The organism is Amycolatopsis solani (assembly GCF_033441515.1).
Taxonomy (GTDB): Bacteria; Actinomycetota; Actinomycetes; order Mycobacteriales; family Pseudonocardiaceae; genus Amycolatopsis; species Amycolatopsis solani.
Genome location: NZ_JAWQJT010000003.1, coordinates 610,602 through 622,033 on the forward strand (window position 1 = coordinate 610,602; position 11,432 = coordinate 622,033).

The 11,432-nt window shown below is 72.1% G+C and carries 12 protein-coding genes; 5 read left to right on the plus strand and 7 right to left on the minus strand.

The features are described 5' to 3' along the window. Nucleotides 1–109 precede the first annotated feature (109 nt). Together SD460_RS35440 and SD460_RS35445 are read left to right on the plus strand one after the other, a co-directional pair. A complete protein-coding gene (locus SD460_RS35440; RefSeq protein WP_290062835.1) occupies nucleotides 110–568 on the plus strand; it encodes a nucleoside deaminase in 459 nt (152 codons plus the stop codon). A 25-nt stretch (nucleotides 569–593) separates the two neighbouring features. Beyond that, complete coding sequence (locus SD460_RS35445) at nucleotides 594–1,556, plus strand: isopenicillin N synthase family dioxygenase (protein ID WP_290062833.1); 963 nt, start codon at nucleotides 594–596, stop codon at nucleotides 1,554–1,556. Nucleotides 1,557–1,559: 3 nt separating this feature from the next. On the opposite strand, the gene SD460_RS35450 is transcribed toward SD460_RS35445, so the two are convergent. Both SD460_RS35450 and SD460_RS35455 read right to left on the minus strand, forming a co-directional pair. Beyond that, complete coding sequence (locus tag SD460_RS35450) at nucleotides 1,560–1,985, minus strand: hypothetical protein (RefSeq protein ID WP_318307337.1); 426 nt, start codon at nucleotides 1,983–1,985, stop codon at nucleotides 1,560–1,562. Between the two features lie 154 nt (nucleotides 1,986–2,139). Beyond that, nucleotides 2,140–3,411, minus strand: coding sequence for a GGDEF domain-containing protein (locus SD460_RS35455; protein ID WP_318307338.1), 1,272 nt, complete (start codon nucleotides 3,409–3,411; stop codon nucleotides 2,140–2,142). A 229-nt stretch (nucleotides 3,412–3,640) separates the two neighbouring features. Here SD460_RS35455 and SD460_RS35460 point away from each other — a divergent pair, with 229 nt between their 5' ends. Then, complete coding sequence (locus SD460_RS35460) at nucleotides 3,641–4,600, plus strand: chitinase (protein WP_290062888.1); 960 nt, start codon at nucleotides 3,641–3,643, stop codon at nucleotides 4,598–4,600. Nucleotides 4,601–4,771: 171 nt separating this feature from the next. After that, nucleotides 4,772–6,145 (plus strand): purine-cytosine permease family protein, encoded by a 1,374-nt coding sequence (locus SD460_RS35465; RefSeq protein ID WP_290062890.1) that lies wholly within the window; start codon nucleotides 4,772–4,774, stop codon nucleotides 6,143–6,145. Here the strand turns inward: SD460_RS35465 and SD460_RS35470 are convergent. Beyond that, nucleotides 6,109–6,597 (minus strand): hypothetical protein, encoded by a 489-nt coding sequence (locus SD460_RS35470; protein WP_318307339.1) that lies wholly within the window; start codon nucleotides 6,595–6,597, stop codon nucleotides 6,109–6,111. The two genes, SD460_RS35465 and SD460_RS35470, sit on opposite strands and share 37 nt — an antisense overlap. A 127-nt stretch (nucleotides 6,598–6,724) precedes the next feature. Beyond that, complete coding sequence (gene murJ, locus SD460_RS35475) at nucleotides 6,725–8,503, minus strand: murein biosynthesis integral membrane protein MurJ (RefSeq protein ID WP_290062798.1); 1,779 nt, start codon at nucleotides 8,501–8,503, stop codon at nucleotides 6,725–6,727. Nucleotides 8,504–8,625: 122 nt separating this feature from the next. On the opposite strand from murJ, the gene map reads away from it, so the two are divergent. Continuing rightward, nucleotides 8,626–9,411 (plus strand): type I methionyl aminopeptidase, encoded by a 786-nt coding sequence (map, locus tag SD460_RS35480; protein ID WP_290062797.1) that lies wholly within the window; start codon nucleotides 8,626–8,628, stop codon nucleotides 9,409–9,411. Nucleotides 9,412–9,438: 27 nt separating this feature from the next. On the opposite strand, the gene SD460_RS35485 is transcribed toward map, so the two are convergent. The 3 genes from SD460_RS35485 to SD460_RS35495 all read right to left on the minus strand — a co-directional run bounded on the left by SD460_RS35485 (nucleotide 9,439) and on the right by SD460_RS35495 (nucleotide 11,427). Further along, nucleotides 9,439–9,696 carry a hypothetical protein gene (locus tag SD460_RS35485; RefSeq protein WP_290062796.1) on the minus strand — a complete coding sequence of 86 codons (258 nt, stop codon included), beginning with the start codon at nucleotides 9,694–9,696 and terminating at the stop codon, nucleotides 9,439–9,441. A 415-nt stretch (nucleotides 9,697–10,111) separates the two neighbouring features. Beyond that, nucleotides 10,112–10,987 carry a hypothetical protein gene (locus SD460_RS35490; protein WP_318307340.1) on the minus strand — a complete coding sequence of 292 codons (876 nt, stop codon included), beginning with the start codon at nucleotides 10,985–10,987 and terminating at the stop codon, nucleotides 10,112–10,114. Beyond that, nucleotides 10,984–11,427: a peptidase inhibitor family I36 protein gene (locus SD460_RS35495; protein WP_290063265.1), complete on the minus strand. Its 444-nt coding sequence runs from the start codon at nucleotides 11,425–11,427 to the stop codon at nucleotides 10,984–10,986. The genes SD460_RS35490 and SD460_RS35495 overlap by 4 nt, the downstream gene beginning before the upstream one ends. Nucleotides 11,428–11,432: the final 5 nt, after the last annotated feature.

Genomic DNA, 11,432 nt, shown 5'->3' on the forward strand with positions numbered 1-11,432 from the left:
CACGCAGTGTGCCAGACATCGAGGACAGCTCCGGTCCTCGATCGGCCGGATGGTGCAGCCCTGCGGTCAAACACTTGCCAGGCACCGCCTCCGCCGGAAAGAGTGACGCATGCCGATCGACCCGCACGCCCTGCTCGCCGTCGCCCGCGAGGAAGCCGAGCTGGGCAAGGCCGAAGGCGGCGTGCCGATCGGGGCCGCGCTGTTCGACACCGCGGGCACCCTGCTGGGCCGTGGGCACAACCGGCGCGTGCAGGACGGCGACCCGTCGACGCACGCCGAGACAGCGGCGTTCCGCGACGCCGGCCGCCGCCCGCACTACCGCGACACGATCATGGTCACGACGCTTTCGCCGTGCTGGTACTGCTCCGGTCTCGTCCGTCAGTTCGGGATCGGACGGGTCATCATCGGCGAAGCGGAGACGTTCCACGGCGGGCACGACTGGCTCGCCGAGTTCGGCGTGGAGATCACCCTGCTCGACGACCCCGCCTGCACCGCGCTGATGACCGAGTTCATCGCCGCGCGCCCGGACCTGTGGTTCGAGGACATCGGGGTCGAAAAGTCCGAATAGGACAGTGCTGTTGCGAGGAGCCGGTATGCCGTCAACCGTTCCGCTCGTGGACCTTTCGCCGTGGTTCGGGGGAACGTCCGAAGGCCGCGCCGACGTGGCCGGCCAGATCGACCGCGCGCTGCGGGAGTCCGGCTTCCTGCTGGTCACCGGGCACGGCGTGCCGGACGACCTGCGCCGCCGGACGCGGGAGCTGGCGCGCGAGTTCTTCGCGCTGCCCGAAGACGTCAAGCAGCGCTACGCGGTCACGGTCGGCGGCCGCGGCTGGCTGCCGCCCGGCGTCGAGGCCAACGGCTACGCCGAGGGCACCGAGACCCCGCCGGACCTCAAGGAGTCCTACTCCGCGGGCGCCGACGAAGGCGTGGGCGTCGCCGACATCGACGGATTCTGGTTCCAGCCCAACGTCTGGCCCGGCGAGGTGCCCGGCTTCGCCGAGGTGGCGACGGAGTACATGCGCCGGATGCGCGCGCTGTCGGACCACCTGCTGGAGGTCTTCGCCGCGGCCCTCGGCCTGGCCGAAAGCCACTTCACGCGGCACACCGCGCACCCGACGTACACGTTCAACATCAACTGGTACCCGCCGATGACGCACGTCGGCGCGCCCGCGGCGGACCAGTTCCGGATCGGCCCGCACACCGACTTCGGCACGGTGACGGTGCTCGACCGCCAGGCCGGCGTGGGCGGGCTGCAGGTCTGCACGGACGGCGGCGAGTGGGAAGACGCGCCGTTCCACCCGGACGCGTTCACGGTGAACATCGGCGACCTGATGGCCCGCTGGACCGGCGACCGCTGGCGCTCGACCCGCCACCGCGTCCTCCCGCCCGCCACGACGGCCCCGGACGAGGACCTGGTGTCGCTGATCTTCTTCTACGAGACCGATCACGACGCCCGGATCACGTCATTGGGGCCGCCGCTGGGCAAGCGGACCTACCCGGAGGTGATCGCGGCGGAGTACCTGCGGGAGAAACTGACCGCGATCACCGTGGGCTGAGGATCAATCGACGCAGATCCGTTCCGCGATCGCGGCCGGGACCTTTTCGCACAATCCTCCGGTGCCCCAATTCGCCGGGACCCAGGCGCCGTTCCGGTGGGCGAAAAGAACGCTGCCGCCGTCGATTTCACTGGTAAAGCGCGCGAACGCCCACGGCGCCACGCACTTGATGCGCTGGAGCCCCTTGCTGTCGACGAGCAGCGCGCCGGACGCCTGCTTGTCGACCTTGAGCGCGGCGTCCAGCTTGGCCTTGGTGGCCGAGGCACAGACGTCCACCGGGGCGCTGACCTCGGCCGCCGGCGTGGGACGAGCGGCGGCCGAGGTGGCCGTCGTCGCCGTCACCGTGGTCGGTGCCGTCACCGTGGCCGGGGCCGCCGCGGCGACCGGGGTGCCGGCCGGCGAATTCTCCGGGCCGCTGCAAGCCGACAAAACAATTGCCGCCGCCGCAATGGCTCCCGCTCCCGCGACACGACGAAGTACGGACATCGATTCCCCCTGGGTTCGGAGACGGCCCCTCACCGTCTTTCCTGCCCTCAAGACGCCCCGCGGTGGTGCCGGTTGTACGGCATTCCTAACGGAAGGATCACGGCTCCGGATCGGCGCACAGCGTCCGGTTCCGGCCCGCCGCCTTCGCGCGCAACAGCGCCGCTTCCGCCGCCAGGAGCGCGTCCGCCAGATCGCCGCCGGCCGGGCAGGTCGCGACACCGATCGACGCCGTCACGCCGACGAACTGGGGGCCGTCGCTCGAGGCCTTCAGCGCCACCAGCGTCGAGGCGATGCGCAGCCGGATCCGCTCGGCGATGGCCATCGCGTCGAACCGGCCGGTGCCGGCCAGCAGGACGGCGAACTCCTCACCGCCGGAGCGGCCCACGAGATCCGCGGCCCGGACCTCGTCGCGCAGGGTGTCGGCGACCGCGCGCAGGACGGCGTCGCCGATGCGGGCGCCGTAGCGGTCGTTGAGCCGGCGGAAGTGGTCGAGGTCGAGCAGCAGCACGGCCGGGCCGGGGCCGTGCGCGCCGAGCCGGTCGAGCTGGGCTTCGGCGGCGCCGCGCCACGACGCGGCGGTCAGCACGCCGGTGCCGGGGTCGAGGGTGACGTGGTCGCGGCGGCCGCGGCCGAGCCCGCCGCGGTGCAGCACGACGGTGGCGCCGGCCAGCACCGGCACGAGGAGCGGGGCGGCGACGGCGGCCCAGGCCAGCGGCAGGCCGAACGCGGTCATCGCGGCGTCGAAGGCGTGGCCCGGTGCGGCTTCGCGCGGGCGGCGGGGGCCGTCGGCGGCGGTCACGAGCGCGGCGTTCACCGCGAGGAACACCACGCCGGCGACGGTGAGCAGGAGGACGGTGCGGGATTCGAGCACTTCGCCGAGCGGCCGGGCGCCGGTCGCGGTGAGGAAGGCACCCGCGACGAGACCGGCCAGCGCCGTCGACGCGGCGCCGAACACCTGCCGGTACACGGGTCTTCTGCGGACCCGGAACCACTGGTGCAGGGCCGAGAGCACGATCAGGGCGACCGCGAAGCCGGGCCGGAGCACCAGCACCCCGGCGAAGATCCACGGGGTGTCGACGCCGGGGCCGAGGAGGGTGTCCTCGCGGTGGCGCTCCACCGGCCGCGCGAGCTCGGCGGACACCACCATCCCGCCCAGCAGCAGCGCGAACGGCACCAGCATCGCGGAAAGGGGCGGGAACCGGACGGTGGCGAGCGCGACGGCGGCGACGGACAGGACGTCGACCGTGACGAGGTAGAGGACCTGGCCGCGGCGCGGCAGCCGCCACAGCGCCCAGCGCCCCAGCACGACGGCGGGCAGGAACCGTCCCGGGCGGCGTCCTCCGCCGGCGGCGACCGAATCCCCCACCATTTCGGCAAAGTAGCCGGAATGCCCGGCGCTGTCGATCCGCCTTCAGGGGAATCTCACACGGGCCGACGCTCGGGAGCCGCGCGGGCACCGTGTGTCATTTTCCGACCGAAGAAGGGTTGACACGCAACATTGGTCTAGTCCACTGTGTGGTGGCACACAGCGCTCCTCCCGGGATGATCCCGCCGCCTCAAACCGGAGGTGCTCCATCCAGCACGTTTGGAGGACCCCCATGAACTCAGTACGCCGTCTGGTCACCCTCGCGGTCGCGGCCGGAGCCGCGATGGCGACGGCGGTCGGCCTCGCCCCGCAGGCCATGGCCGCGGTGGACCCGGTGCTCGCTTCCCCGTACCTGTACCAGTGGGGCGGGCAGACCAGCCCGACCGCGGCGATGTCCGCGACCGGCGTGAAAGCGTTTACCCTCGCCTTCGTCCTGTCCGACGGCACCTGCAACCCGAAGTGGGACGGCAGCCGCTCGCTGACCGGCTCGGACAAGACGATGATCCAGAACATCCGCAACGCGGGCGGGGACGTGATCCCCTCCTTCGGCGGCTGGTCCGGCACGAAGCTGGGCTCGAAGTGCACGTCGGCCTCGGCGCTGGCAGGGGCGTACCAGAAGGTGATCGACGCCTACGGCCTCAAGGCGATCGACCTCGACATCGAGAACACCGACGAGTTCCAGAACAACACGGTCCAGGACCGCATCCTCAACGCGGTCAAGCTGACCAAGCAGAAGAACCCGGACCTCAAGGTCGTCATCACCATCGGCACCACCACGACCGGCCCCGACTCGTGGGGCAAGCGCCTGATCAACCAGGCCAAGGCGATCGGCGCGGGCGTCGACGTCTGGTCGGTCATGCCGTTCGACTTCTCCAGCGGCGGTGACATGGCCGCACTGACGAAGTCCGCGGTCGACGGGCTGAAGAACCAGCTCAAGACCACGTTCGGCTGGAACGACGACACCGCCTACCGGCACAGCGGCCTCTCCTCGATGAACGGCAAGACCGACAACGCGGGCGAGACCGTCACGGTCGCGAACTTCAACTCGATCCGCGGCTACGCGACGAGCCACCACCTGGCCCGCTTCACGTTCTGGGCCACCAACCGCGACTGCAGCGGCGGCGGCGAGTGCAGCGGCATCACGCAGGACAAGTACGCGTTCACCAAGATCGTCGCCGGCTACACCGGCTGATCCGAGACCCGTAGTGGGGCAGTCGGAGGCCCTCTCACCGGCATCGGGGCCGGTGAGGGGGCCTTCGCGGATCTCGGGTACCGGCCACCGGGAACCGTGCCGCTCATCGGGACGACGGGACCCCCGCGAAACCGTCACACCGGCGCAACTTTCACCGCTTACCGTCTTCCCATGACGAGGACCGAAGCGGCCGGTTACGGCGACAAGGTGGTGGCCGTCGAGCCCGGCGGGGTCGAGCCCGTCGCCGACGCCGACCGGCACGGGACGCCGCGGCAGCTGGCCTGGACCTGGGCCTCCCCCAACCTCGAGTTCGCCACCGTCTTCGTCGGCGTCCTCGCCGTCAGCGCCTTCGGGCTGACCTTCTGGCAAGCCGCGCTCGCGGCCGTCGCCGGCAACGGGCTGGGCGCGCTCGCGCACGGTGTCCTGTCCGCGCGCGGGCCGCGGTACGGCGTGCCGCAGATGGTGCTCGGGCGGGCCGCGTTCGGCTACCGCGGCAACGTCCTGCCCGCCGCGCTGATGTCGGTGATGGCGGGCATCGGCTGGTTCGCGGTCAACAGCGTCAGCGGCGCCTTCGCCCTCGCCGGCCTCACCGGGCTGCCCGTGCTCGCCTGCCTCGTGCTCGTGGTCGCGCTGCAGATCGTCATCGCCTTCTTCGGGCACAACCTCGTGCAGGCCTACGAAAAGTACGTCTTCGCCGTGCTCGCCGTCGTGTTCGCCGCGGCGAGCGTCGTGGTGTTCACGAAGGCGGGCCCCAGCGCGAACACCGGGAGCGTCGGCGGGTTCCTGCTCACCGTCGGCACCGCGTTCGGCTACACCGCGGGCTGGAACCCGTACGCCGCCGACTACACGCGCTACCTGCCCAAGACCGCGTCGACCCGCGCGATCGGCCGCTACGCCGGGCTCGGCCTGTTCCTCTCCACCACCGTGCTGATGCTCGCCGGCGCCGCGTCGGCGACCATCGCCGGGGCGGACGACGCCAACCCGGCGACGGCGTTCACCGGGCACCTGCCCGGGTTCCTCGCCGCGGCGACGCTGCTCGCCATCACGCTCGGGGCGGTCGCGGCGAACGTGCTGAACGTCTACTCGGGAGCGCTCGCCTTCCTCGCCCTCGGCGTCCGGCTGCCGCTGGCCTGGCGCCGCGCGGCCGTCGCGCTCGCCTTCGGCGCGGTCGGGTTCGTGCTGGCCTGGCTGGGGCTCGCCGACGCCGGGCACGCGTACGAGAACTTCCTGCTGGTCATCGCCTACTGGATCGGCCCGTGGCTCGGCGTGCTGCTGGCCGACCACCACCTGCGCCGCGGCACCGACTTCGGCGCGCTGCTGGCCGACAAGAGCCACCGCAACACCGCCGGGTTCACCGCGTTCCTCGTCGGCCTCGTGGCCTCCGTCGGGCTCTTCGCGAACCAGTCGCTCTACACCGCGCCGATCCCGAAAGCCGTACCCGGCACCGGGGACCTGACGTTCGCGGCCGGGTTCGTGCTCGCCGCCGGGACCTACCTGCTCCTGCGCCGTCAGCGCACCGGCGTGCCGTCGCGGCGGCAGCCGTAGGGGGAGCACCGGCCCCAGTCGAACGTGGGCGGCGGCAGGGTGACCGTGGCCTTCGACGGGGGCGGCAGCTCCACGGTCACGGTCGGCGTCGGCGTCGGCTCCGGCGTGCGGCGCGCGTGCATCATCACCGGGGACGGCGTCGTCGTGGTCGTGGGCGCGGCGACCGCGCTCGACGAGGGGACGCCGGTGGCCGGCTGCAGCTGCGGGAACTGCGTCGACCCCGGCACGGGTTCCGGCCGCGTCGCCAGCGCGAGCGCCAGCCCGCCCAGCACGACGAAGACCGCCAGCGCCAGCGCGAGCCGGCCGCCGGAACCGCGCGGCCCGGGCTCGGTGGCGCGCCGGGCCGCCGTTTCGGCCGAGCGCGAACCGGGTTTGCGCGGCCGCGCGCCCGCCGCCCGCAGCAGTTCGTCGACCGTGACCCGATCCCGCCGCCTGCGCGCACTGCGCGTCATGCACGACCTCCGCCCCATCGTCGATCCGGGTGGATCGTAGGAAGCCTCGCCGGAAATGTAAACGCGCTGATCGCAGCGGTCTCGTAATCGTTTCGAGACATCCGGATCGCGCTCCCGGCCGTAGTCGTCAACGAGGCGCGAACCGCCGCAGGAGACCGGCCACGCGCCGGGTCACGGGGGTGAACTCCGGCAGCTTCAGCGCGGCCAGCAACCCGAACGGGACGGCCATCCCGAGCAAGGTCTGGACCGGCAGTTTCACCCACGCGCCGGCGATCACGCCGAGCGAACCGGGCACGGCGTACCCGGCGAGCACCGCGGCCCCGACGCCGAGGGCGCTCGCCCCCAGCACGATCAGGCCGACCCGCAGCGACCGCTTGCTGCGCAGGTGCCCGAGGCGGACCCACAGCCAGACCTGGCCGAGCACGGCGCCGACCACGAACCCCGCGCCGTTGACGAGCATCACGCCGTAGACGACGTGCTCGCCGTCGAGCAGCCCGCGGCAGAGCAGCAGCAGCGGGATCTTCACCGCGGTCATCACGAGCATGATCAGCGTCGGCGTGCGGGCGTCCTTCATCGCGTAGAACACCCGCAGCTGCAACATGACCAGCGCGAACGGCAGCAGCCCGACGGCCGAGACGGCGAGAGTTTGGCCGAGCCGCTCGGCGTCCGCCAGCGTGCCGCGGCCCCAGGTGAAGATCGCGATGCCGACCGGGGTGCCGACGACGGCCAGCACCGCCGAGATGGGCACGAAGAGCACCGTGGACATCCGGGAGGCGAGCGAGAGGTCGCCGACGAGCGATCCCGTGTCGCCGTCCGCGGCGGCCCGGCTCATCCGCGGCATCAGCGCGGTCAGCAGCGAAACGCCGAGGATCCCGTACGGCAGCTGGAAAAGCAGCGACGCGTAGCTGTAGGCCGTCACCCCGCCGCTGGTGCCGCCGGTCAGCACCCGGGTGGTGACGACGAACCCGACGTGGCTGATCACGACGTAGCCGAGGATCCACGCGGCGAGCCCGCCGAACTCCTTGATCCGCGGGTCGAAGCCCCAGCGCCAGCGGAACCGGAACCCGGTGCGCAGCAACGCCGGGATCAGCACGACGGCCTGCGCGACGATGCCGAGCGTGGTGCCGAGGCCGAGCACGAGCAGTTTCGGGTCGCTCATCCGGACCGGGTCGAGGGTCAGCTCCCCCGGCACCACGGCGAACACCACGAGCGTGCCGGTGACGACGACGTTGTTGAGCACCGGCGCCCAGGCCGGCGGGCCGAAGACGTTCTGCGCGTTGAGGATCGCGGACAGCAGCGCGAAGAGGCCGTAGAACAGGATCTGCGGCAGCAGCAGGTACGCCAGCGCGGTGGTCAGCCCGGGGTTGGCCTCCGCTGACGATTTGTCGACGTAGAGCGCGGTGAACAGCGGCGCGATCGCGACCGCGACGGCCGTGCCGATGGTGAGCAGCACCAGCGCCATCGTGATCAGCCGCTGCGTGTAGGCGCGGCCGCCGTCCGGGTCGTCGTGGGAGCGGACGAGCAGCGGGACGACGACGCTGGCGAGCACGCCGCCGAAGAGGAGCTCGAAGACGATGTTGGGCAGCGTGTTCGCGACGGTGAAGGAGTCGTTGACGACCCCGGTCCCGACCACGGCGGCCAGCAGCAGCTTCGCCACGAACCCGGTGACCCGGCTGACCGCGGAGGCGACCGCCATCCGCCCGCTCGAGCGGGCCAGCGACGAGCCGGCGCCCTCGCCGCGGCCGGCGCTGACCGGGGACGCGGGCGGGCGCGCGACGATCTGGGTGGCGAACTCGTCGTAGGGCCGCCGCGAGACGTCGAGGTCGCGGGTCGGCCAGTGCGGGCCGCGCAGCTCGCTCGGGAGGAAGACCGTCGCGTCGTCGTCCGCGGGTGGGGGTGCCGCCATGGCCCAAGCCTGCCAGGTCGGGCGGGCTTCCGGACCGCTTCGCCCCCGACTGGTATTCTTATACCGGAGGAGTGCTACCGTTCCGGTATAAGAATACCGGCCCTTGTGACGCGAGGTTTTTCGTGATCGAACTGAAGTCGCCTGCGGAGATCGACCGCATGCACGTGACCGGGCGCTTCGTCGCCGAGGTGCTCACCGAGGTCGGCCGGCTCGCCGACGTCGGCGTCAACCTCATGGACCTGGAGCACCACGCGCGCGGCATGATCAAGCGGCGCGGGGCGGAATCGTGCTACTGGGACTACGCGCCCTCGTTCGGCAAGGGGCCGTTCCGCAACGTGATCTGCCTGTCGGTCAACGACGCCGTGCTGCACGGCCTGCCCCACGACTACGTGCTGCGCGACGGCGACGTGCTCACCGCCGACCTCGCGGTCACCATCGACGGCTGGGCGGCGGACTCGGCGCGCACGGTCATCGTCGGCACCCCGGCCGAGGAGGACCTGCGGATCATCCGCGCCACGGAGGAAGCGCTCGAAGCGGCGATCGAGGTGACCCGCGCCGGCAACCGGCTGGGCGACATCTCGGCGGCGATCGGGGCGGTGGCCGAGGCGTACGGCTACCCGGTCAACACCGAGTTCGGCGGCCACGGCATCGGCCGCACCATGCACGAGGACGTGCACGTGTCCAACAAGGGCACGGCCGGGCGCGGGATGAAGCTCAAGCCGGGCCTGACGCTGGCGCTCGAACCCTGGTTCGCGCGCACGACCGACCGGATCGTGTTCGACCCCGACGGCTGGACCATCCGCTCGGCCGACGGCTCCCGCACGGCCCACTCCGAGCACACGGTCGCCGTCACCGAGGGCGCTCCCCTGGTGCTCACCCGGCGTGCGGCGGAGCTCGGGAACAACTGAGCGATCCGCGACGCTGCGTGACCCGCGTCAGGCGGCGACGGTGATGTCCAGCGCGGCGCGTCCGGCCTCGGTGAGCTCGGCCGGCACGCGCCCGGTGGCGGCTTCGACGGCGGGCCGCAGGTAGCCGCCGTGGGCGAGCGCGTGGGCGGTCATCTGATCGCAGCAGGCGAATCCGTCGATGAAGAGGTCGGGCTCGCAGCTGCACGACATCTGCGCGCGCCCCGCCGCCACCGCCTTCAGCATCGCCATCGCGCGGTGGGTGAGCTCGACTCCTGAACCGGACACCGGACTGCCTTTCTCCTCGGAACCACTACGCATAGTCATTCGCCCGTTGGGCCGATTGTGTTACTTACGGCACTATGACGTTTCGGACGCGGAGGAGGTTCCGTCGAGTCGGAAGCCGGTTCAGACCGCGCCCTGAAGGGGACTTTCCTGTCATGTGGTGACAGGAAAGTCCCCTTCAGGGCACCGCCAGCCGGGCCGGGCGAAACGGGACTACCGCGACCTCGCCGTGCGCCGGACCGAAGCCCGCCCAGGCAACCCGGGAACGCCCCGCTGGCTCCGCTCGGCGGTCCGCCAACCGTGGCGCGGCCGGCCGCGGGATGAAGGGGACGTTGCCGGCATCTCCTGCACTGAAGGGGACGTTCCTGTCATCTGGTGACAGGAACGTCCCCTTCAGGGCAGCACGGGCCGGCGGAGCTCAGCGGTCCACCACCCGCCGCGCGTTCGCCAGCCGGACCTCCCGCGCCTTCGCCAGCGCCTCGAACTCGCCACGGCGATCCTCGATCGCCCGCCGCTGGTAAGCGGTCTCCACCGCCAGCCACGTCCCGGCCAGCCCGGTCCGCGTGCGGCACGCCAGATCCGCCCGGGCCACCCCGATCTCCTCCGGTGTCGGCGACGGCCCGCTCCACCGGACGTCGTCGTTGGCCGCCCACACGTCGGTGTACCGCTCCCCCGACGCCGCCATGCACTCGCGCCAGCCGGACATCGCCGCCTGGACGCGCGGGTCGGCCTGGGCGGTCAGGTACAGCTCGCGGTCGAGCTCGGCGAACGCCGGGCCCGGCAGCGCCGCGGGTACGCCGTCCTCCAGGCGGCGGCGGGCCTCGCCGAGGCAGCCGCCCTCGGGGACCGGGTGGCCGCGGATCTCCGACGTCCCCTTGCCGGTGTAGACCGCGAGTGCGTCCAGCGGGGGTGACGGCTGCGGCGGGCGGTCCGGCGGGACCGCCGCGTGGTAGCCGAGCCGGGCGACCTCGGCCGCGTCCACGATCCCGTAGCGGCCGCCCGACGCCGGGCGGGTCGCGTCCACCGCGTCGGACGGCGGCGGGGTCCACGGGTAGCCGAACCGGGCCAGGCAGTCGCGGGCCAGCAGGCCGGTGGCCCGCTCGATGGTGTTCACCTCGGCGGCCGGGTGGCGGTAGGCGTCGAACGGGAGCACGACGTCCGCGCCCGACGCGACCGCGCGCACCGGCCCGATCGCGGGCGGCCCGGGCTCCGCGGCACCGCCCGCCGAGAAGGCGATGCCGCACCCGAGCGCCGCGACGGCGACGGCCGCCGCGGCGATCCGGGTTCTCCTCATCCGTAGTACGTGCCGCAGGCGATGTTGAAGTGGTGGGAGTTCATCACGTCGTTCGCCACCCAGCCGTCGTGGTTGTCGCCGGAGAGCCGGACATCCGCGAAGTTCCGCACCGTGCCGCTCGACCGGATCGTGAAGCACGACCCCCGGTACTGCGAGTTGTAGTAGACGGCGATCGGGGAGTTGGTGTCCTTGTTCTCCATCGAGCTGACGTTGTTGTACGTGCCGTCGCCCGCCCACAGCGGGACGCTCGTGCCCGCGTACCGCAGGCTGCCCCAGTTGGCCTGGCTGTTGAAGTTCTCGAACTTGTAGCCACCCAGGTCGGAGTTCGAGTACATGCACGCGTACTGCGCCCGGCACGCCGCCTGGGCCGGCGTGGCCGCGGCGACCCCCACGACCGCCGCGACGAGCGCCACGGCCGTGGCCGCTGCTGCTGTTTTCATGGTCC

Bases quoted from the DNA above. Each gene is read 5' to 3' on its own strand.
- SD460_RS35440 (WP_290062835.1), top strand. From the start codon at position 110: ATGCCGATCGACCCGCACGCCCTGCTCGCCGTCGCCCGCGAGGAAGCC.
- SD460_RS35445 (WP_290062833.1), top strand. From the start codon at position 594: ATGCCGTCAACCGTTCCGCTCGTGGACCTTTCGCCGTGGTTCGGGGGA.
- SD460_RS35455 (WP_318307338.1), bottom strand. From the start codon at position 3,411: ATGGTGGGGGATTCGGTCGCCGCCGGCGGAGGACGCCGCCCGGGACGG.
- SD460_RS35460 (WP_290062888.1), top strand. From the start codon at position 3,641: ATGAACTCAGTACGCCGTCTGGTCACCCTCGCGGTCGCGGCCGGAGCC.
- SD460_RS35465 (WP_290062890.1), top strand. From the start codon at position 4,772: ATGACGAGGACCGAAGCGGCCGGTTACGGCGACAAGGTGGTGGCCGTC.
- SD460_RS35470 (WP_318307339.1), bottom strand. From the start codon at position 6,597: ATGACGCGCAGTGCGCGCAGGCGGCGGGATCGGGTCACGGTCGACGAA.
- murJ (WP_290062798.1), bottom strand. From the start codon at position 8,503: ATGGCGGCACCCCCACCCGCGGACGACGACGCGACGGTCTTCCTCCCG.
- SD460_RS35490 (WP_318307340.1), bottom strand. From the start codon at position 10,987: ATGAGGAGAACCCGGATCGCCGCGGCGGCCGTCGCCGTCGCGGCGCTC.
- SD460_RS35495 (WP_290063265.1), bottom strand. From the start codon at position 11,427: ATGAAAACAGCAGCAGCGGCCACGGCCGTGGCGCTCGTCGCGGCGGTC.